This window comes from Brevibacillus sp. FSL K6-0770, assembly GCF_038000275.1.
Lineage (GTDB): Bacteria > Bacillota > Bacilli > Brevibacillales > Brevibacillaceae > Brevibacillus > Brevibacillus parabrevis.
In genome coordinates, this window is sequence record NZ_JBBOBQ010000001.1 from 3,173,723 (window position 1) to 3,196,699 (window position 22,977).

General features: G+C 54.5%; 12 protein-coding genes. 1 reads left to right on the forward strand and 11 read right to left on the reverse strand.

The window, feature by feature from the left end; genetic code table 11:
• Window positions 1-5: 5 nt before the first annotated feature.
• The 11 genes from NST23_RS14775 to NST23_RS14825 all read right to left on the reverse strand — a co-directional run bounded on the left by NST23_RS14775 (window position 6) and on the right by NST23_RS14825 (window position 20,822).
• Window positions 6-7,271, reverse strand: coding sequence for a SpvB/TcaC N-terminal domain-containing protein (locus NST23_RS14775; RefSeq protein WP_340964007.1), 7,266 nt, complete (start codon window positions 7,269-7,271; stop codon window positions 6-8).
• 397 nt (window positions 7,272-7,668) lie between these two features.
• Window positions 7,669-8,037 (reverse strand): acyl-CoA thioesterase, encoded by a 369-nt coding sequence (locus tag NST23_RS14780; RefSeq protein ID WP_122966420.1) that lies wholly within the window; start codon window positions 8,035-8,037, stop codon window positions 7,669-7,671.
• 120 nt (window positions 8,038-8,157) lie between these two features.
• Window positions 8,158-8,985 carry a carbohydrate ABC transporter permease gene (locus tag NST23_RS14785; RefSeq protein ID WP_122966419.1) on the reverse strand — a complete coding sequence of 276 codons (828 nt, stop codon included), beginning with the start codon at window positions 8,983-8,985 and terminating at the stop codon, window positions 8,158-8,160.
• A gap of 13 nt (window positions 8,986-8,998) precedes the next feature.
• Entirely contained in the window at window positions 8,999-10,309 is a 1,311-nt protein-coding gene (locus NST23_RS14790) for a carbohydrate ABC transporter permease (protein ID WP_340964011.1), read from the reverse strand.
• Between the two features lie 144 nt (window positions 10,310-10,453).
• On the reverse strand, window positions 10,454-11,788 hold the full coding sequence (locus tag NST23_RS14795) for an ABC transporter substrate-binding protein (RefSeq protein ID WP_173598071.1): 1,335 nt from the start codon (window positions 11,786-11,788) through the stop codon (window positions 10,454-10,456).
• A gap of 64 nt (window positions 11,789-11,852) precedes the next feature.
• On the reverse strand, window positions 11,853-12,905 hold the full coding sequence (locus NST23_RS14800) for a Gfo/Idh/MocA family protein (protein ID WP_122966416.1): 1,053 nt from the start codon (window positions 12,903-12,905) through the stop codon (window positions 11,853-11,855).
• A 15-nt stretch (window positions 12,906-12,920) separates the two neighbouring features.
• Entirely contained in the window at window positions 12,921-13,889 is a 969-nt protein-coding gene (locus tag NST23_RS14805; protein ID WP_122966415.1) for a sugar phosphate isomerase/epimerase family protein, read from the reverse strand.
• Window positions 13,890-13,945: 56 nt separating this feature from the next.
• On the reverse strand, window positions 13,946-14,962 hold the full coding sequence (locus NST23_RS14810; RefSeq protein WP_307723381.1) for a LacI family DNA-binding transcriptional regulator: 1,017 nt from the start codon (window positions 14,960-14,962) through the stop codon (window positions 13,946-13,948).
• A gap of 205 nt (window positions 14,963-15,167) precedes the next feature.
• Window positions 15,168-18,050 carry a PAS domain S-box protein gene (locus NST23_RS14815; protein ID WP_173598073.1) on the reverse strand — a complete coding sequence of 961 codons (2,883 nt, stop codon included), beginning with the start codon at window positions 18,048-18,050 and terminating at the stop codon, window positions 15,168-15,170.
• A 168-nt stretch (window positions 18,051-18,218) separates the two neighbouring features.
• Window positions 18,219-19,271, reverse strand: coding sequence for a zinc-dependent alcohol dehydrogenase family protein (locus NST23_RS14820; RefSeq protein WP_173598074.1), 1,053 nt, complete (start codon window positions 19,269-19,271; stop codon window positions 18,219-18,221).
• Between the two features lie 48 nt (window positions 19,272-19,319).
• A complete protein-coding gene (locus tag NST23_RS14825) occupies window positions 19,320-20,822 on the reverse strand; it encodes an aldehyde dehydrogenase family protein (RefSeq protein ID WP_122966412.1) in 1,503 nt (500 codons plus the stop codon).
• 229 nt (window positions 20,823-21,051) lie between these two features.
• Between NST23_RS14825 and NST23_RS14830 the strand changes: the two genes are divergently transcribed.
• Window positions 21,052-22,926, forward strand: coding sequence for a sigma-54-dependent Fis family transcriptional regulator (locus NST23_RS14830; RefSeq protein ID WP_122966411.1), 1,875 nt, complete (start codon window positions 21,052-21,054; stop codon window positions 22,924-22,926).
• Window positions 22,927-22,977: the final 51 nt, after the last annotated feature.

Genomic DNA, 22,977 nt, shown 5'->3' on the forward strand with positions numbered 1-22,977 from the left:
GTTTTTTAATTCTTCGGAATAGCCCGCAACGACCAGACCACATCCAGACGTTCCTCATCGGTCATCGTGCTGTTCGGATCGCTTGCTTCCGTCACCTTCTCGATATAGCTCAAGGCGAAGGAAGTTTGTTCTTTGGTGCCGCTTCCTTTATTCAAATCAACGCCCGTCGATACTTTGGTCTCATGCAAGATTCTGCTCAGTTGAATCACATCTGTCGCCTCGTCAATCCGCTTGTGCACGAACTTGCGCACCGAATCGGCATAGTCCTTGATCGGCGTGCCGCCGTCGCTGAGCTTGAAGCCCGTCTTCATGATCGTTTTCACTTCGTCCAAAGTCGGGATGGACTCCGAAAAAGCTTTCCCCAGTCTTTCCTCTACGAGAAGCGCCTGTTCCCGCACTTTTTCGATCGCCTGGTTTTCGTGAGCGTTTTCTGGATTCAGGTTGCCTGGCGTACTGTTCAGCTTGGTTAAACCAAAAGTCAAATGCTTCTCCACTGGTGCGGATTCTTTGGGAGCGCGGGTGATTTTATATTTTTGGTAGCGTTTCATCTGCCACTTGATGAACTTCTCTTTCCCTGCATTTTTGATCACCAGGTTGATGATGCGCTCGTAGGACGGTCTGATCACATCGTCGTAGCCAATGACGTGGCGGCGATCCTGTTCCTTTTTCAGCTTGATCTTTTTCCCCGCCGAGTCGAAATCGGGCCGCCCGGAAAAGCGGAAGTATTTGTCGGTGTCCCGTTTGACCGAAAGCTTTTTCTTTTTCGGTTTCGATTTGCCGCCGTTTGCATTCTTTTTGGCCTGTTTGATCGACACGTAGCCCCCTGCATCGCGGAAGACCAACGGGTTGTTTTGGGCGAATACGAACAAATTCAAGCCGTCGACTTCCCCCGCCGGATCGGGATTGATCCACCTGCCCAGCCACGGCGCAAAGTAGCGGGCGCCGTAGTAATAAAAGCCAGTGAGCGAATCTCTTTCTTTTCCGCCGTAGCGATACAGCTTCCGCTTTACTTCTTGCAGGCTGGTGCCTGCGATGAGTGACGTGCCGCCGTACGGGTAATATTCTTCCAGGCTGATGATTTTGCCGGATGCATCCGTCTCCAGCACGGCCGAGCCTAAATGATTTTCCAGTTGGAAGCGGATTTGCGGATTGCTGGTCACGTCGGATGGAAGACCTTCTGTCCAGGAGAGGCAGACAGCGATGCAATGCTGCCCGTCCATGATTTTTTGCGTGTGCTTTTCCTCTTTGAGCTGGCTTCCTTGCAGCGTGCGCCTGATTTCAAAAGTTCCCATGTATATCGTTTCTTCTCTGTGCACGACTGTGTTGTTGTTCGCATAGCGCTCTGTCACTTTGCGAATGCGGGTTCCGCCGCTGTCATACACGTAATACTCGCTGTCCGAAAAGCCGGATTCCCGCGCGATGACCGTCACCTGGCGAATGTTGTTCCGTTCGTTCCAGGCGATCTCGTCGATCCCGACCATGCGGATGGCATTGCCGTTTCGGTCGAAAAAGTCATCGATTTGCCCGGCTGTCAGCGGAAGCCCAGTCGCACTGGCGGACAACAGTTCGGTTTCGACTGCCCGATTGGAGCGTTCCGAAACAGTCATTTGCCGTGTCCACGAGCCGGAATCAGTCCCGGTCAGATGCTTGGTCAAGAACAAGTTTCCGGCAGCGTCGTACGTGAAGCGGCGAGTGTAGTTGCGCAGTTGCTGCTGGTCGTTCAGCGGTACGTTTGACAACGGGACAAAGCCACTATCGACAAAAGACCCGGCAGACTCCGCTTGCGGCGACATGCCCGGATGTTCACGGCCTGTCCCTTCGATCAAGCGGTAGAGGGCGTCGTATGTGTAGACAGACTGCGGTTTTACCACTTGCTGATTGGCAAAAACAGTGGACAGCGCCTGATCCGTTACGCATGCGATATTGCCAACGGGATCATACGTGTAGACAATGTCCTGCATCAGCTTGCGGTCCGCCTGCCGCGTACTGATCGCGCGAAGCAAACGGAATGTCGCAGGCTCGTACTCGTATTTGGTCACTACATCGTTTCCGTATTGAATGCGGGTGCGCTGGCCTTTTGCGTCGTAGGAAATGCCTGCCACATACGGCTCGGCTGGCGATTCTGGAGTTTGTTTGACCAGCAGCTTGTCCAACAACCCCGACAAATGGTATTCGTATTGCTGCGCAAGCCCGTTGGGAGCGGTAGCGACAGTCAAACGCGCCAACGCATCGTACTCGTAGGAAGTCGTGTACACCGTTGGTTCCAAAAGCGTGCTCGGCTCCTGCCCGCTTCCCCAGTCGGTCTGCTCGCGATAGCTGGTGCACAGCTGTCTGCTTGCCCGAAGCATGGAGCCGCCCAGATCGTACACGTGATGCGTAACCAATCCTGCCTGGTCGTACTGCTGGTAAATTTGCCCGCGCAGGTTGAACTTCGCCGGATCTTCCCCTGCTAAAGCCTGCTGGGCTGCTGGGCTGTCTCCGTACACGATCCGTTCCAGGACAAAAGACTTCTCCGCATCCTGGCGAATCGTTTCGCTCAGCCGCCCTAGCGCATCGTATTTGTAGCGCAAAAGCTGATTGTTCGCATCTCGCGTCAAAATGACGTGCCCGAACATGTTGGAAAGCTGCCAGCGTTCCCCGGCGTCTGCGCTCTTTTTGTACAAAATGTTGCCCGCCAGGTCGTATTGCGTGAAGAAGTTGCGCTCGCCGGACTTGGCCAGGCGCGGGTCAGCGCCGCTGATCTGGTTCCCCCGGACGTCCCATTCGTAGCAAGCCGCAAGCTCTGCGCCTGTCTTTTGAACGGACGACAGCTTGCTGATCACAGCCGCTTCCTGTGAAGCGTATGGAGCGCTTAGTCCGAGGGTGAAGCCTGCCCGCGCAGGTTGGAACAAATAAGTCAAAGCCCCGCGAAAATCGACGAATTGCTTTGTTTGCAGCTCCTGGAACAATTCTTTTGCCTGGCTGATCGACAAGCCCAGCGCAGTAAAATCGTCAGGAGCAACTATTCCTTCTGCTTTTTGAATCAAGCGGATCGTTTTGCCGTCGCAGTTGAGCTGTTTTTCGACTGGAGTCCTGGCGAACAGGCTTGCTTTTTGCAGCGCCAGCCTGTCCTGTTGAAAGGCAGGGTCCTCGTCGTCCACATGCTGTTGGTAATAGCGGGATTCGAGGATCGTATCGTTTTCGTCTTCGTGCCATTCGGACCATGCGGTAAAGCGAACCCGCGTAAAAAAGCCTTTGGCCGTATCGACCCGGATGACGCGCCCGAGCGGATCGTAGGTGAGCGTGGAAGAAACTCCGAACGTCCGCAGCACCGGATCGTCGACGTAGACGTACGAGGACGAATAGTAAGGCTCGTACTCTTTTACCGGCTTGCCCTTGTTGTTGTAGAGAGTACGTCCCGTCGCCAGCCATCGCGGCTCTACCGGGTCAGGCAAAAGTTTTCCGTCCGGGCCGTACGCCGCTCCCGGCTCGACCTTCACCATCTGCTGGTGCTCGCGGCCAAATCCGTCGAGGTACGTCAACTGGGTAAAAGCAGGTCGAGATTCGCTCGATGCATAATCTTGCGCGTTGAGCTGGATCGAAACGATCGGTTGTTTGCGCTCTGCCCAGGCGAAGTCGTCGTAGGCAAAGTAGCACGCCGCTCCCTGCACATAAAAGCGACCGCCATCAGGGCTGTGCAAAAGGCGATCCAGATCGGGACGTCCGCGCTCCACATAGGCGGACAGCGGCTGGAAGCCTGTCGCCACTCCCCCTTCTGTCCCGTAGTACGACATCGCGATCACACGTCCGAACGGGTCGAACAACACTTCTGTGCAGTTGCCGTTTGGATCGAGGACTTGCGCAGGCTTCATCGTCTGATAATCCAGCTTTTGCACGCTCGTCGCATTTCCGAGCGCATCTGTCGTCTGCTCGATGAACAAGTAGGACGAGTCGTAGCGATATGTCGTCCGATTGCCGAACGGGTCTACGGCGAATTGCGGCAAATAAAATCCTGCCGCCCCCAAATGAACTTCCAGCAAGCCGGGATTCCACCAAAAATCACCGTCCGGGAAAAAGCCGCCTTCCTGTTGCAGCAACTCGTTCAGTTGCGACGCTGGCAGTACCTCGGCAAATCGCTCCACGATCTGCTGTTCCGTTACAACGGCTGTCTCTGTTTGGCAAAGCAGTTTTTGCGCGGATACTTCCCCCAGCGGATAGCGTTCCTGGCGAATCGGGTCCCAGTAATAATGCCGTTCCCATCCGATGAGCGGCGTAGCCTCAGACGGACGAATGGAGGCAATCGCGCTGAGCAGCTCGTTTTTGGCAACATAGGGCCGCTCTTGGGAGAGCGTCACATTTTTCAGGTGGAACACTTTATGCTCGACGGGAACTCCCGGCAGGTACACGTTTTGTCCGATGCTGTTTAGCACCGTCGCTTCCTCGTACACGACTTTTCCCGTCAATTGCTCGGGAAAAGTGTGGGCGCCCTGTCTTCGTCCATACGAAACCGCGCACGACTTGAGGACATTTCCATACGCATCGACTTCCAGAACGAAGCTGTGCTCGATGCGCGGATCGGCACACTTGCGCTCGTAATGGTACGAGATCGATTCTTGCGGTTCGATCGCAAACACGCCATACTCGCTTCGCTCGGGCAATTGAAGCATACGGACGCAGTAGTTCATCTCCTCCACGGTGTACGGCGCAGCCGGGTCCTGATCGTCAAAGGCGACCGCAGCAGCAGGCGCGTACACTTCCCTGCGCAGAAGCTGGCCTTTCAACGAGCGGCTGGCTTGCCGGAATGTCTCGCCATCAATCACATCGCGAGGGGGCTGTCCTGCTGCTGTCGCCTGTACGAGTGTGCTGTCCGGAAGCGGATAAGCTTGCAGGTCGCCCTGGTAGTATTCGCGGGCAAACTGCCGGGACAATTCGCCGGATTCGGCAACCGCTCCCGTGTGATACCAGCTTTTGCTCCAGACAGGAGGCACATCCGTTGGTTCCGCCTCTGCCGAAAGTGTCTCGGCGTCTGTCCGTTCCACCATGCCAAAGCCGCGAAACTCCCGCTCCACGCTGTCGTAGTAGCCGTGGTGATAGGCGTACCGCGTGCACATCGTCGCCTGGGATATCCAGTCGATGCTCTCCACCTTCTCGACGACCTGAACGGGAAAAGGCAAATGCTGCTGCCAGAAAAACTCATTCTCTTTGTCTTTCATGTAAAAATAAGTGGAGGAGCGGTAGGAAATGCGCGTCTCTGCTCCGCACTGGTTTTCAATGCGGGTCAAAAGGTACGGCTTTTGGCGAGAGCAAAAATCGTAGCACCAGTGTCTGGTCGTGGGGTATTCTTCGCTGAAAACGAGCGAAGTCGTGCCGTTTCCATGCACATCTGCAAACTGTAGCTGATTGATTCTGTCCCAGCTGGCTGGCAACGGGACACTGAACGGTTCGCGAAAGGAATGGCCGCTCTGGTTCAAGTAAACATCAATCCGATCGGGATAGGCGTAGATCAAATCCGCTGTACCTGAACCGTCCACATCGACGAGAAACAACCGGGATTCGTCCAGTCCGTCGGCAAAATACGGAGCATTTTCCATGCTTACAGGCTCACCGAAGCGTCCGTAGCCCAAATTCGGCCAGCATTGGACACTGCCGTTGGCAACCTTGACAAGATGCTGCATCCCGCTGCCGAACATGTCGGCAAACTTGACTGCCTCTGTCTTCGTTTCCTGTCGGGGCAGAGGCAAATCGCTTCTTCGCCACACGCGCACCGGCTCGCCAAAGCCTTCCGTTCCCTTGCTCGGATAGTACGTAATCGTCTCCTGATCGATGTGCACCAAGTCAGCCAGTCCGTCTCCGGTCAAATCAACGAGCGCGTGTCCATCCTGAAAAAAAGCGTTCGTAAACGAAGCAAACGGCTTCCATGGACGCCACGTTTTGCTTGGCCCGCTGGCAAAGTACCCCGCTTCCGAAAGTGTCGCAACGACCAGTGCCAACTCCCCGTTTCCAGCCAAATCCATCAGCTGCTGACTGGACGACGGTACATGATTCGCCGCAGGGAAAGTCGGCAGTTCTTTCGGACGCGCATACGCGACGATATCGCTTCCCTGTTCGTCCTGCGCCAATATCGGCTCCAGGTAGAGGGCGGAAACCTCATCCTGATACAAAATACCGGGGATTCCTTCGCCGTACAGATCGATCAGCTCTGCGGAAGAATCGTGTCCCATTGCGGGAAGAGCAGCCAGATCGAGCGCGTGCAGCGACTGGAACGTTTGCGCTGTCGGCTCAAAGCGGGAATAGTTCAACAGAAGCGGCGGCAAGCTTTCTTGCGCATACTCGCCATTCGCCCAGCGAAAACCCGTCAGCTCGACACTGGACAACAGCGATACAGTCGATGCTTGCTCATACGAAAAGGTGTAGGATTGAACGGGAAGCGGATTGCGGTCCAAGGCTTCGAAATGATGGAACAGCCACATTTTGCGGCACAGGCGGCTTGTCCGAACTTCAAATCCGGCGTGGTACTGGGAAAAGGAATCGCTTCGGTACGCAACGGGTGGTCTGTTTGCAAACGAAGTCAGAGGGCGTGCATCTGCGGAAGAGCTGTAGTCAAAGACAACTGCGAAATGATAGACGTCAGGGAGCGACTCCCCTTCCTGATAAGGGACTTTGTTTCCGTAACGTATGCGGCTGATATACTTGTTGGCTGATGGGATACGTTTCTCGTCTTGGTGCGCGGGGGTTTTGGAGGAGACGATGTCGGACTCGTAGTCATAGGAAATGTGGTTGCCTTTTGGGTCGAATGCTTCTTCCAGCAGCCACTGGTAAATGCGGGCAGGGTCATCGGGATCACTGATTCTTGCTTGTTCGGTTTTTCCAAACAGCTGGACGAACTGTTCGCGATCGGTCACTCGCCAATGCGTGCTTCCTGTCGCTATATTTACCCAGCGCTCGATTTTGTCATAGGCGTCGACCACGCGGGGGCGGTACTTCGTAACTTGATACGTGTCTTCTCCTGCGCGGACCGTGTGCCGCTCGCCTTGTTCAGGCTGGCGAACCAGGTCATCTGCATGGGAGAGCTGAAAAATGTCTGAATCGTCATAGCGCGGGATGCCTTTTGCTGTCTTTCGTGATATTGTGGGGAGAGAAAGATGGAAACCAAGGCCAAAAATGCCGTTGCCTTCCCCTGAACTGTAGGAAAGATGCAGTTCGGGCGAACAATCCCGGCTGGGAGTAAGCCTGAGCGGGATGCTGAACGAAAAGGTTCCGGTAAACTCATTTTGCTGAAATTTTTCGCCCATTCCCGAAATGGCGCCTCCCCCTTTCGGAAGCGATATTTGATTCGTTTTGATGGTGCTCGACATAGCTTGTATCGCGGCTGCACCGATTGGATGATGTGGTGGCGCCGCGCTCCCTTCCCGTCAGATTTGATTTTCGTCGAAACGAGGCAAAACCAACAGCGAATCGTGAGGAAAGTTTGTACGCAAAGTGTATTTTAGTCAAATTTTCCACAAATTTCAACATTCTTTTTTCCGTATCAGCTACTTTTGTACTAACTTGTCATGTCTTCCTGTCACGGACTGTTTCATTTTTTGGCTCCACTTCTCGCCTGCCGCTTCGTGGGAACCCCTTTTCCACGCCAAAAAAGCCCGATTCTTTTCGGATCGGACCCCTTCCTGCGCTGCTCTGCCGTCCTGCTTACGCTTTTGTCCGCAGCTCATCCGGCACGCGGATTTTCTCGCCTGTTTTGGCGCAGATAGCGACAAACGTCACCTCGGCATCCAGCACCTGCTCTTCCCGCTGGTTGTACATCCGTTGGGAAAGGACAAAGCTCGTGTTTCCCACTCGCTCTACCGCCGTATGAATGACGAGAACGTCGCCGAGAAACGCTTCCTGCTTGTAGTCCGCTTGCAGCTTGGCGACAAAAGAGCGGAAGCCCAGGTGCAAAAAATAGTCATACCACGGCTGGCGGGCTTGCTCCAAAAACTCCATGTACTTGACGTTGTTCACATGCCCCTCGCGGATCGCTTCCGCTTGCACGCGAATTTCAACTGGCGACAAATTCATCGGACTCCCCCTCATTCCTTGCTGTCAGGCGTTTGATTTCGCCCCGGCACGGGAGATATCCTGCCAGCCACATGTACGAAGGGCGCTCGCTTGGCTTTTGGCGGCGCATTTTCGCAGCGCTTATTCTTTCACCGCCCCGGAAGTCAAACCGGAAATAATCCGGCGCTGGAAAATCAGCACCATGACGACGAGCGGCACGGTAACGATAATCGAGGCGGCCGATATCTCTCCCCACGGAATCGTGAACATCCCTTGAAACATGACGATCCCTACAGGCACAGTCTTCATCGCTTCCTGCGTATTGAGCGTCAGCGCGAACAAAAATTCGTTCCAGGCGGCGATAAAAACGAGAATCGCGGTCGTGAATACTCCCGGCATGGCCAGCGGAAAAAACACTCGCGTCATCGTCTGCCAAATGCTCGCTCCGTCCACTTTGGCAGCTTCGCCCAAATCGCTCGGGATTTTGCGGAAGAAGATCGTCAAATTCCAGATGGCAAGCGGCAAGGCGAAAGTCGTGTACGGAATGATTAGGCCGAGATAGCTGTTGGTCAGCCCCATCGATTGCATGAACATGAAGATCGGGGAAATCGTGGCGATCTGCGGGAACATCGAGACGGCCAGCACGATGCCGAGAATGATCGTTTTGCCGCGAAAAGACAGCCAGGCGATCGCATAGGCAGCAAAAGACGCAATCGTGATGGAGTACAGAGTCGTCAGCGTCGCAACCACGGTGGAGTTCCATAAATATCTGGCAAACGGACGCTCCGTGAATACCCGAACGAAGTTGTCCAAGGTCGGATTTTGAATGATGAACTGAAAGGCCCTCTCCCCGAACAGCTCCCCTGGCGGCTTCAGCGCGGCGAGGAGAATCCATAAGAACGGGAACATCACGACGAAGACAAACAGCAGCAATCCGATGTAAAACAAAGGACCCGCCTTTTTTTGCATGACATTTTCCTCCTTATTTTCCGTTTCCCTCACCGAGGAGGTCAGCCCCCAAAATTTTGATGTAGCCGATCGAAATGAGCGCGACGCACAAGAACACAAGGACTGCGAGCGCCGAGCCTTCACCAAAGCTCATCTGCGCAAACATCGTTTTATAGGCGTAAATCGAGATCGTTTCCGTGGAGTTGGCAGGCCCGCCGCCAGTCAGCGCGTAGATCAGATCGAATACGCGAAACGCATCGAGCGTACGGAACAACAGCGCCACGAGAATCGTCGACTTGAGCATCGGCAGCGTAATGCGGAAAAATTGCTGCATGCGGTTCGCTCCATCGACGGAAGCCGCCTCGTACAAGCTGTGCGGAATGGTCTGCAAGCCGGCGAAGAGCAGCAGAGCCATGAACGGAGTCGTTTTCCAGACGTCCGCCAAAATGACGGAAAACATCGCGCCAGCCTTTGTCGAAAGCAGCACGCCCATATCCGATACCAGCCCCGTCACTTCGAACAGATGAGCCACGATCCCGTTTTGGCCGTCGTACAAAAATTTCCACATCATCGCGGAAATAACGGTCGGGATCGCCCATGGAATCAGCACCGTTGCCCGCACCAGCCCCCGGCCGCGAAACGGACGATTGATCAACAGGGCGATGGCTATGCCAAGCACAAGCTCGATGACCACAGAGACGACCGTAAAAAAGAATGTATTATACAAGGCGGCCCACATGCGGCTGTCGGTCAAAAAATGCTGGTAGTAAGCAAAACCTACATAGTTCGGCTCGATGATCGCGGACGTGATCCCGGCCATCACCCCGACGGCTCCTTCCGGCTTCGCCAGCTGTTTGTTTGCCCCCATTTCCAGCAGGGTAGATTCCTTCTGCGCCAAGGTTGTCCGGATCGCGTCTGTCGCTTCCCCTGTCAACGTCACGTATTTGAGTTCGTTCGGAATCGGCTTGAACTCCAGCAGCAACTGGTCGATGGCTTCGTAACGGCTCGCGATCTCGCCTGATTGCTGGAGCGCTTGATTCATTTGCTCGATCTCTTGCCGAATCGCCTCCAGTTTGTCTTTTGCAGGTCCCTGGGCGGCCTCCGCTTCTTTTTTCACATAGCGCAGCAGGTTGGGAAAGGTACTGACGTAGCGCTCCATATCCAGCCCATACGAGGAATGAACTTCGGTCTTTGTCGGGTCATTCAGCCGAATATCGTGCAGACTGATCCAGAATGAGCGCATGACAGGCCAAATCGCGATGATGAGGATAATCAGCAGTGCGGGTAAAATCAGCAAATAGCCCATTTGCTTTTCCGAAAGAGAGCCTTTGTTTTGTCGATTCATCCGTTCACCACCTTCTTTCCTGATTGAAAATCACAAGGGCATCTTCTGCTTGCCGCGGCCCATTCGCTTCCGGGAGAGACAGTCCCCCTCTCCCGGAAGCCACCTGGACCTGTTGGCGCGTGTCGCTAAGTCGCTGGACCCGCGTTACTTTTTCATCAGTTCGTTCATTTTTGCTTCCATGTTTTGTACGGCTTGCTCTGCGGATTGTTGTCCGGCCAGCGCTTTGGACACTTCAATCTGGATGACTTCGGAGATTTTCGGATAGATCGGCGTAGTCGGACGGGACACGGCAGCGCTCACGCCATCGACGAAGTCTTTGTTGGCGAACAGCGGGCTTGCTTTTTGCACATCGGCGTCTTCATACACAGGCAGCAAGGTTGGAGCCAGACCGCCGTGCACGGCCGAAATTTTTTGTCCTTCGGCTCCGGTCATGAACTTGAGGAACTCCCACGATTCTTTCGGATGCTTGCTGAATTTGTTGATGCCGCCCATCCAGCCGCCGAGTGCTGCGGCAGAGCCTGCATCCCCTGCCGGGAGCGGAGCGATCGCCACTTTGTCGACGATTTTCGATTGCGCCTGATCTTGCGCGAGGGCGAACTGATACGGCCAGTTGCGGATGAAGGCCGATTGTCCTTCGAGGAATGCGGTATGCGATTCGGTTTCCATAAAGGTAGTGATGTTGCTTGGGACGATGTCGGATTTGACGATCTCGATCATTTTTTGCAATCCTTTGATCGTCGCGGGGTTGTTGATCGCCACGTTGCCTTGCTCGTCGAGAATTTTTCCGCCGTAGGCAGCGCTAAATTCAACGAAGTTGCACACCAGTCCCTCGTACTGCTTGGCTTGCATCAAGTAGCCGAACTTCGTGCCGCCCTGACCTTTTGTGGCTTTTGCTTGCGCGATCAAGTCATCCCATGTTTTGGGCGGTTCTTTGACCAAATCTTTGCGGTAAAAGAGCAGTCCGGCATCGATGAATTTGGGCATCGTCCATTGCTGACCGCCGAAATTTCCGGCGTCCATCGCGCCTTTGATATATTTGCCCGTCTCGATTCCGTCTTGTTCCATCAAGCGGTCGAGCGGAAGCAGATAGCCTGCCTGGGCAAATTCAGCCGGCCAGATTACATCCAGGTCGAACACGTCGATCTCGGACGATTGCGCGCTGAACATGGTGACGTACTGATCGTGGCTTTGTCCGGTGTCGGATGGCATCTCGCGGATTTCTACCTCGATGTTCGGGTGAGCGTTCTGAAAAGCTTCCACGAGCTTTTTCGTGGAATCGGTGGCGTCTTTGCCGCGAGCGTAGACGAGCTTGACTTTTTCGGCGGCTGGCTGCGGAGCTGGCTCTGTTTTCGGCGCTTCTGGTGATGCAGGTTGTCCTTGTGCGGGTGCGGATTGCTGCGGAGTGGAGGAGCATGCTGCCAGCGAGAGTGCCACGGTCAAGGTAAGTCCCATTGATGTAAGCCTTTTCATAACTTTCATGCCATTAACCCCCTATGCTCTTTTGGTGAATGCTGAAGCCTGCTTTCGCAGGCACTTCAACCGTTTACGAAAAGCGGACAGCCTCCCCGGTGCGAGCTGACTGATAGATCGCTTCAATCAGACGGGTAATGTACAAAGCTTGCTCCGGCGTGCACAGCGCCTCGGCTTTCCCTTCGATGGCATCGAGGAAGTTGGACAAGAGCGCGACCCGTTCCTGACAAGGTTTGGGCGATAGCTCAGTCGTTGCCATGACGCCGCCCCATTCGTGGTAAAGAGCGAGCTGCTCATCCAGCAAGCCAAGCGATACGCCCCCTTCTTGCCCGTACAGTTGCAGGAAAACGTTTTCTTTTTCGATGTGCGACGCCCAGCTTGCATCAAGCGTGAGCGAAAAGCCGTTTTCAAACGTAATCATCGCAACCGCCATGTCTTCCACGTCAAACACGCCGTTCTCATCGATCCGGCCCCACTCGGACAGCCCGCGCTTTTTCGGACCGAACTCTGCGTACGTCTGGCCGAGTACCGACACTGGCTTGGGATGACCAAGCAGCCACAAGGTCAAATCGAGCATATGTACCCCGATGTCAATCAGCGGACCTCCGCCTGCCAATTCTTTTTGCGTAAACCAGCTTCCCCAGCCGGGGATTCCGTTGCGGCGCACCCAGCCTGTTTTCGCGTGGTACACGTTGCCGAACTTCCCTTCATCCAGCCAGCTTTTGATCTGCTTGGCCTGGCTGCGGAAGCGGTTGTTTTGCGCGACCATCAAAATTTTGTCCGCTCGCTTCGCTGCTTCGATCATGGCTTCTGCCTGACCGCTGTTCATCGCCATCGGCTTTTCGCACAGCAGGTGCTTTCCCGCAGCCAATGCATCCAGCGCAGCTTGCGCGTGCAAATAGTTGGGCACGCAGACGATGACAGCGTCCAGTGCCGCTTCGGACAGCATCTGGCGGTAATCGGAAAAGACGTGCGGGATTTCGTACTGCTCAGCCTTTTCTGCGGCTGTTTCTTTCGACACATCTGCAATGGCAACGATCTCAGCTCTCGGCTCGCCTTTGGCTGCTTCCAGATGCGCCAGGGCAATACCGCCTGCTCCTATCAATCCGATCTTGCATGTGCTCATACAAGCTCCCTCCTTTTACACCCACCACATATTTTTGAGCGGCTCGCGCAAAATCACCTGCTGCAAATTTTGTACGGCGCGCTGGAAGCCTTCCTCGATCGACATGATGGCATCCTCGTGCTCGATGCTGATGACGTAATCGTATCCGCTCATGCGCAAGGCGCTCATCATGTCTGCCCACGTCTTCTGGTCGTGTCCGTAGCCGACTGTGCGGAAGTACCAGGCCCGCTCATTCAGATTCGCATAGGAGTTCATGTCCAACAGGCCGTACATGTTCACTTTTTCCTGATCGATAAAAGTGTCTTTGGCATGGAAATGGTAAATCGCTTGTTCTTTGCCCAATATTTTGATCGCCGCCACCGGATCGATGCCTTGCCACCACATATGGCTCGGATCAAAATTGGCTCCAATCGCCTCTCCCACCTGTTCGCGCAGCTTCAGCAGCGTCCCGGGCGTGTGGACGAGAAAGCCTCCGTGCAGCTCCAGCGCGACCTTTACCTGGTGATCGTGGGCGTATTGGCCCCATTCCTTCCAGTACGGCACCAGCTTTTCGTTCCACTGCCAGTTCAGCACATCCCGATATTCGTTCGGCCAGGGGGCAACAGGCCAGTTCGGATACTTCGCGCCCTCATGATCGCCTGCTGTGCCGGAAAAGCAGTTGACGACAGGGACTTCGAGCTGTTCGGCCAGTTGCACCGTTTTGACGAACGTCTCATGCGATTGCTGGGCAAATTCTTTGTCTGGCGACAGCGGGTTGCCGTGGCAGCTCAATGCGCTGATGACCAGCCCGCGTTCTTCTACGGCTTTGCGATACGCCTCGCGCTTCCCTGCACTTTCCAAAAGCTCATCCAGCTGGCAGTGCGCATTGCCTGGATAGCAACCTGTTCCGATTTCGACTGCCTCCAATCCTGCCTCTTTCACATGGTCGAGCATTTCCTCGAACGATTTGTCGCTGAACAACACAGTAAACACGCCGAGCTTCATGCGTTTCCCTCCTTTTTCGAGCCAAGCTCTCTGTTTGGATCACATCTATGGGCCATTCATGGTGTACGCTCGTAAATCACGCTTACACTTTGCCGGACGACGAGGTGGTGTGGAACGATGCTCATCCTCTCCACCGGCTCGTTTCTGATTTGCTTGAGCAATTGCTCCGCGGCAGCCTTCCCGTACATAAACGGGTCGTTGTGAACGGTAGTCAGCATCGGTCTGGTAAAGGAGGCCAGCTCCAGATTGTCAAAGCCCATGACCGAAATGTCTTCCGGGACGCGAATCCCGTGATCGTGCAAGTAATTGAGCACCCCGACGGCCATCAGGTCTGTCGCTACAAACACCGCCGTGGGACGCACCTTCTCCTCGCAGATGCGGCGCATCGCTTCATAGCCGCTTTTGGCAGTGAAATCCCCTTCGACGACAAAGCCTTCATGAATCGGCAAATCGTGTGCGCGCATCGCTTTGCGGTACCCTCCCATGCGATCCAGTCCGCACGGCGGGTCCCACAAAGGCCCGGAGACACAGGCAATTTTTTGATGGCCCTGCGAGATGAGATAAGCGGTCGCATCGTACGCAGCCTGTACGTTGTTGACGTTGACCGTGGGAATTTGGTAGCCGGGCAAATCATGGCCGGTTACGACCGTCGGCACTTGCATGTCGAGCAGCGTCTGGAAGTTGCTCTCCAAAAAATGCACGCTCGCGATGATGACGCCATCCAGCTGCTTTTCTTTGAACAGCCGCAAATACTTCAGCTCTTTGTCCACGATCTCGTCGGAAATAGCCAAAAACATGCTGTAGTCGTCCTCGCTAAGCACGCTGTCGATGCCGTAGGTGAGGTTGGAGTAAAAGTTGTTGTTGATGTCGGGGATCATGACTCCAATGATGCGGGTTTCCTTGCTGACGAGGCTTCTGGCTATCGCATTCGGTTGAAAGCCCGTCTCCTGGACGATCCGCAGGACTCTTTCCCGCAGCTCCGGTCTGACTGGCTTGGAGTTGTTCAGGACACGCGAGACAGTGGCGATAGAAACGTTGGCGAGTTGGGCGATGTCTTTTATCGTGACAGAAATGGTTTCTCACTCACTTTCTCTCATTTCGGGTAAACGTTTTCCTAAACAAAAATTAACATCCCGTATTATCTTTGTCAATATTCTGTCTTTTTACTTTTTTCGCATGTTTTCCGCTGGTTTTGTCGAAAAAACGGTTCTGGTCACGCCGCTGTCCGCACCAAAAAACCCAGAGGCATCTCTTCTCCCCCGGGCTTTACACAAACGCTCATTCAAGAGGTTCACACACAGGCAAATGAATCTCCACCGTCGTCCCCTTGTTTCGCTGGCTATTAATTTTCATCGTTCCTTGGTGGGCTTGAATAATTTTGTAGCTAATCATCAGGCCAAGACCTGTGCCCTTTTCCTTGGTCGTATAAAAAGGTTCCCCAAGCTTCGGTATTCGCTCCTCGGCTATTCCCTCTCCTTGATCCAAAATCCGAATCGACAGAGCTTCTCCCTGCTGCTTGAGCTGAATAGTGATCTGCCCGCCATACGGCATGGCCTCGATCGCATTTTTTAAAATATTAATAAAGACCTGTTTTAACTGATTTTCCTCGCAATTGACCATCGTGGCGACCGGGTCAATCTCCAGCACAATCTGGACATTGTTTAAAATCGCTTCGGTCTGCAAAAGCTCTACCACCTGATGCAGCAAAGGCGGCAGATTGCGCGGCGTAAAGTGGATGACCTGCGGCTTGGCGAGCACCAAAAACTCGTTGACAACTGATTGAATCCGATCCAGCTCTGACAAGATCGTTTGAAAATACTCCTGCTTGTAATGGCCTTCCTGAATAAATTGAATGAAACCGCGAATGGAAGTCAGCGGATTGCGAATTTCGTGTGCGACTCCCGCAGCCAATTGACCGACGACAGACAGTTTTTCCGACTTGCGCAGCAGCTCTTCTGTCTTTTTCAGCTCCGTAATGTCCCGGCTGATCACGACCAAGCCCGTGCGCTTGCCTTCCGGGTCGAATAGCGGAATTTTACTCACATCAAAAATTCGCACATCGCCGTAGTCCAGGTAAACGACTTCTTCCAGTCGGACGGGCTTGCCTTCTTCCCATGCCCGCTTGTCCGATTCGGCGCATTGCAGCAATGCCTCGCGATAATCCGGGGAAAGCAGAGCCAGCTCCCCGTCCGTTTTTCCCTGATACGGCACGTTCTCCAGGCGGAACACGCGCAAGCAGCAATCGTTCGCCTCGATCCAGCGGCCTTCGCTGTCTTTGAAACAGACGGAATCCGGCATGGCGTTGATCAGCGTTCGCAGTTGCTTTTCGTTTTCAATCAAGGCCGCTTCCATCCGCTTATGCTCGGTTATGTCCCGTTGAATCGCCACGAAGGCGATGAGGTTCCCTTCTGAATCAGACAGCGGCGAAATGAAGGTGCTGACATCGAGCAGCGTCCCGTCTTTTCGCTGACGCAGCGCCTCATACGATGTCACGTGGCGATTTCGGACAATTTCCTGTTGCAGCAACTGGAAATCCGCTTGCAAAAAGTCAGGGATCGTCGGCAGCTCGGCCCCGATGACTTCCTGTTCACTCCAGCCAAACATCTGCTCGAACGCCCGGTTGACTTTGACGATATGGAAGCCGACATCGAGCACAACGACCGAATCGTCCGTATTGCGCAGGTACACATCAAGCTGTTCCTTCGTCGAGCGCAAATCCGCCTCGATCTGCTTGTGGCGAGTCATGTCTTTAGCGATGGCATAGAAGCCGCTGATCTCGTTGTCTACATACATCGGGAAGTTGTTGATGCTGACGTCGATGCTGTGTCCATTTTTATGTTTGACAGCGATTTCAAACTCCTGCGGTCGTCCCATTCCTTCCAGGCTGAACGGATGGAGCTTTTTTTCGGCGCAATCCAGCAAGATTAGTTGGATAATGTTGCTCGCTTGCAGTTCTTCTACGGTATAGCCGATCAATCTCTCGGCGGCCGGATTGGCCTCCAGTATGTTCCCTTGCAAGTCGTAACAGATGATCGCCGAAGGGTTGTCTTCGAACAGCGAACGGTAAAATCGCTCGCTGCGGATAAACGGTTTCGCCGTTTCGGCAAAGTCGGGTGCCAACGGCTCGCGTGCGGAGCCATCTGCCCCTCCGCTCCCTGCAAAAACAGGCTGCGCCGCCGTCGCTTCCCGCACGCCGTACTCGTCGTTCGGGGGAATTGCGTACACGACAGAGCCGATCGGCCTGCCGCCATATATATACGGAATAAGTTCAAAGCGCCATATTCCCCTCACATGTTCGGCCTCCCATTGCATTTTCGAGATAATGGCAAAAGCGGAAGGAGGCGCCCCGATCAAATTTTGCTGGCGATCAACCCACCCTTGCTCGTACAGGATACTGGACGCATTAATGACCTTCCCGCCGCGATCGAGTACCAGAAAAGGACTCGTCACAGCCGAAGAGACGAGATGCGAGAAACGCTCTGTCAAGCGGAACCTCTCCTGCTCCAGTTGACCGCGCAAATATTTTTCCACGATTTGCTTTGCCGAGGTAACAGCTGACAAAGAGTGCGGGTGGTTGACCCTCCACAAGCCTGTCAAATTGAACACGCCAATCATTTGCTGTGTGACAGGATCGCGAACAGGCGCGGCGGAGCACGTCCATTTTTGCACCTCCTGGCAAAAATGTTCGCCAGCAAACACCTGTACCGGTCGCCCCGTCACGAGCGAAGTTCCGATGGCGTTCGTCCCTGCCCGATGCTCCGCCCAGGAGGAGCCGACGACAAAATTCATGTCTTCTGCTTTCAGCATCAGCGACAAGTCACCGTCCAAATGCACGATGTCTCCTGCGGCATTGCAGAAGGTGACCAAATGGCCCGAGTCGAGCGAAGCGTCTTTCATTTTCAGCAAAAGCGGCTTGAGAATATGCTGGAGCGTATCTTCTTCCCAGTACGCCTCGATCTGCGCCCGGGACAGGCTGACCGTCGTTCTCGTGCGCAGAGGATGGATATTTTGCTCCTGACAGCGCTGCCAGGATTCGTACATCAGCGGTCGAATGGCCGGTCTTTCGCTCACTCCAGAAACAAATCGTTCCCACTCCTGTTCCAGTTTGACTCTTTCTTGTGAAAGATTCGCATATCTATCCAGAGCTATCCGCTGACTCATGATCTCCATCCTCCAGATATAAAAGTGAGGGAACAACAATTCGGATAAATATTTCGACAATTACCCCAATTTTCCTTTTTATGAAACATTTTTTAAGCACACTGGCCCCCAGAAAAAATGAACCAGTGTGTCTCTCGTCCTACTCAGAGACGCACTGGTTCATCTGTTCTATCTGAATTTCGTAATCACATTAAAGCCGAATGTGTTGTAGTTCGTCATGTCTTCCAAAATGCCCGACACGTCATCGAGAGCGACTTCCTTGGACACGAGCGAAGACGGGTTCAGCTTGCCTTGGGCGATCAGCGTAAGCAATCCTTCGTAGGCCGCATGCGGATTGCCGATGCTGCCGACGATCTCCAGTTCCATCGCGGTGATCGCATCGATCGGCAATCCGACCATGCCGCCCTCTTCCTTGGTAGTCAAGCCAATCTGCACGTGCCTGCCGCCTTTTCTCAGGCTCAACACCGAATTGAGAATCGTATCGCGGATGCCAAGTGCATCGATGGAGGCGTGCGCTCCGCCCTTCGTAATTTCCTTGACTGCCTCGACGACATTCTCTTTTCTGGCGTTAATGACGGCAACGGCGCCTTCTTCTTTTGCCTTGGCCAGCTTGGCGTCATCGACGTCTACAGCGATGACCATCGCGCCGACTGCGCTCGCCACCTGAACCGAGGACAATCCGACTCCTCCGGCACCGTGCACAGCCAGCCAGCTACCCGGCTGTACGTTTCCGCGTATGACGCCGTGATAGCCTGTCATGTAACGGCAACCGATCGCCGCTGCTGTCAGCGAGTCTACCTCGTCTGGCAGGCGAATCAGATTGAAGTCGCCGTTTGGCACGCGGACGTATTCGGCGTAGGCGCCATCGTAGCTAAAGCCGAAAATCGCCAGGTTGTCGCAACGGTTGGAATGGCCGGAGAGGCAATTGGCGCAATGTGAGCACCCTTCATGAAAAGGCGTGGTCACGCGATCGCCCGGACGGAAATTTTTCACCTCTTTGCCGACTGCCTCGACGACACCTCCCAGTTCATGTCCCGGAATGATCGGCAGCTGCGGGCTGAGTCCGATCCAGTCCCAATCTCCCATCCAGGCGTGCCAGTCGCTTCGGCAAACGCCGCACGCTTCGACCCGGACGATCACGTCTTTCGGACCTGGTGTCGGATCGGGCACCTCTCCAATACGCAAAGGTTTACGCTGCTCCAAAATTTGCGCCGCTCTCATGCTTGATTCCCCCTTGTTTTCTCTGTTTTTTGCTTTTTTGCCCACGTCTTAATCGAGGTTGACCCAGACCGCCTTCACCTGCGTATACAAATCCAGGGCGTACGAGCCCATCTCCCGGCCGTATCCGGATTGCTTGTAGCCGCCAAACGGTACAGCAGCGTCGAGCGCATTGTAGCAGTTGACCCAGACAGTGCCTGCTTCCAAGGCATGCGCGACTTTGTGCGCTTTGCGCAGATCGGTCGTCCACACCCCTGCTGCCAGCCCGTATTCCGTATCATTCGCCCGCCGGATGACATCTGCGACTTGCTCCTCGTCGTCAAAAGGCATCGCTGCGACAACCGGGCCAAAAATTTCTTCCCGGGCAATCGTCATGCGCTCATTGACATCGGCAAAAATCGTAGGCGGAACGAAATAGCCCGGCCCTTCCAACGGTGCGCCGCCTGTCAATGAAGTCGCGCCTTCCTCGTGCCCTTTTTGCAAGTAGCCTGTCACCCGCTCAAATTGCTCGCTCGATACGAGCGGCCCGATCTCTGTCGACTCGTCCAGGCCGTTGCCTTGCTTCATTTTGGCCGCATAGCTCGTCATGTCAGCCAAAACGTTGTCGTACACTTTTTTATGAACAAACAAGCGCGAGCCTGCGCAGCACACTTGGCCTTGATTGAAGAAAATGCCCATCAACGCGCCAGGAATCGCTCTGGAAAAGTCGGCGTCCGGGAAAATAATGTTCGGCGATTTGCCGCCCAGCTCCAGCGACACGCGCTTCAAATTGCCCGCCGCTTGCTGCATGATCAGCTTGCCGACCTCCGTCGATCCGGTAAAAGCCACTTTGCGAATGCGCGGATGGTTCGTAATCGCCGCGCCTGCTGTCGGCCCGTAGCCTGTAATAATGTTGACGACGCCATCGGGGAATCCCGCTTGCTGGATCAATTCCGCCAAATAGATCGCGGACAGTGGCGTTTGCTCGGCGCTTTTCAAAATCACGACGTTGCCTGTAGCGAGTGCCGCGCCCAGCTTCCACGCAGCCAACAAGAGCGGGAAGTTCCACGGAATGATCTGCCCGACCACGCCAATCGGCTCGCGGCGCGTGTAAGTCAGCATGTTGCGCCCGGCAGAATTGTTGATCACTTCGCCAGCCAGCTTCGTCGACCAGCCTGCATAGTAGCGGAAGTGATCAATCGCCAATGCTACGTCAGCGAAACGGGCGTGGGTGATCGGCTTGCCGTTGTCGATCGTCTCCAGCTGCGCGAGCGCCTCTGCATGCTCTTCCATCAAATCAGCCAGCTTCCAGAGCATCCGCCCGCGTTCGCTAGGCGTCACCTTGGCCCAATCTGTCGCAAAAGCTTTTTCTGCGGCTTGCACCGCGAGATCGACATCGATCGCATCGGCTTCATAAACAGACGTAATCGCTTCACCAGTAGCCGGATCAATCGTGTCAAACGTTTTTCCCGATGCTGACGCTACAAACTCCCCACCAATGAACAGCTTTTTCGGACCGCCTGCCAAGAAAGCTTCGACACGCGGGTCCAATGTGATTTTTGCCGTTTGCGCCACGTAAGCCCCTCCTCATTTTCGCTTATGTGCATTCGTCCCTTACTAGAAGCATGTTTTGTGCCAAATAGAAAACGCTTACAAACAGCGGCTTTTCTATGAATCTAGCAATCTTGCGTTGGAACAGTTGCTCCATTTTTGCGATACAATTGCTCCATTGCCCATTGTAGTTTGAAAATTGTGGTAATATAGAAAGGAAGGTCTTATTTTCTCTGCTAGAGGGGGAAATCGTTTGCTGGAACCCACCAATGCGTTGCTGAAAAAGTCGTGGGAGCGAAGCCGGATCAATGGGGTTAATGCGTTGACAGCAAAGGATGCCATACTGGAAGAAACCCAGTTTCGGCAATACAGGGAACAAAAAGAAGAGTTTATGAGAACGATGGACCCAACCATGGAGCGATTGGCTTATTGGCTGAAAAGCTCCTACTCGATCGTCGCCCTCTGCGATACGTCGGGCTACATCCTGGAGAGCAAAGGCGATCCTGTCTTCCTCAAGGACACGGAAAAAATCCAGGTCCATCACGGCGCCTGCTGGTCTGAGCAGGTGCGCGGAACCAACTCGGCGGGGACAGTCATTGTGGAACAAAAACCGCTGGCTGTCGTCGGAAAAGACCACTATCTTGACTCCAACCATATGTTGTATTGCGCCGCCTCCCCGATTTTCGGACCGCAGGGCGAGCTGGTAGCTGTGCTCGATATTAGCGGACATGCGGCGATGTACCACCCTTCCTTACTAGGCATGGTCGATGTGATGGCGCGCAAAGTGGAAGATTGGCTGCTTATCCATCGTCCCGATCGGCAGATGGTCATCTCGCTCTATCCGGAGAAAAACGCCAAGCACCACGCGCTGCTGGCCGTCAATCAGGACGGAATCGTCACGGGCGGCAACCGCGAAGCGCACCAACTGCTGCGCGGAAACAGACAGCGGCTGGGACAGGTGCATGTGACAGAGCTAGTAGCAGACATCGAGTCTTTGCTAGGCAGGCAAAAAGACATTTCCACTCCCCGTTCCCTCCCCTTGCTCACAAAAGGGGGCGGAGAACATCACTGGCAGGCTTCCGTTCTGCTTGATACGCGTCCACCGCAGATCGCCGCAAGCCCTCCATCCTCCAAACCGAAGGCGAGGCCGCTCCGGGCAAATCGGACAGGTCTCACCTCTTTTGATGACTTATACGGCACAGACGATGCCTTTCTCGCGGCCATTCGGCTTGCCAAGCGGGCAGCCAAAACGGAATATACGGTTATGCTGTTTGGCGAAAGCGGCTCAGGCAAAGACGTCGTCAGCCAGGCGATTCATCTGGCAAGCGAGCGTGCGGACAAGCCTTTTGTCGCGATCAACTGCGGGGCGATTCCGAAAAGTTTGCTAGAAAGCGAGCTGTTCGGCTACGAGCCGGGAGCGTTTACCGGAGCCAAACAGACCGGACAGCCGGGAAAATTCGAACAAGCTCACCAAGGGACACTGTTCCTCGACGAAATAGCCGAGATGCCGTCCGAGATGCAAGTGGCGCTTTTGCGCGTGCTGCAAGATTTCACCGTCTATCGGGTAGGCGGAACGAAGCCGATTCACGTCGATGTGCGGATCATTACGGCTACGCACACCGATTTGTGGCAAAAAGTGCAGGAAGGCAGCTTCCGCGCTGACTTGTTTTACCGACTGCAAGGCGTTCAGGTCACACTGCCGCCGTTGCGGGAGCGTGCAGATCGGCTACAGCTCGCCCAGTTGCTGCTGCACGGCATCGAAGCCCAGTTGGGCACAGGGCCGCTTGCGCTTGGAACCAGTGCCAAAAAGCTGATCGAGAGCTACAGTTGGCCGGGAAACGTGCGTCAGCTTGCGGCCGCCCTGCGCGAAGCGGCTTTTCTGTCGGAGGGAGGCAAAATTGAGCGGGAGCGCTTCCCTGCCTACATTTTGTCCAGCTTTTCTGCCAAGCCCGCCGAGGGACAAATAAGCGATGCTCAAAAAGAACGAACCCAATCTGGCAAGAGCGACATGGTCGACGTATTTTTGCAGACGGGCGGCAACATCTCCGAGACGGCGCGCATTCTCGGAATTGGCAGAAATACCGTCTACCGCAAGCTGAAAAAGCTGATGGAAAAGGACGGGACGTAAGAGTCAGTCGAGACGGGAGTCCGCGTGTCCGGTTGTCCGACAGCAAAAAGC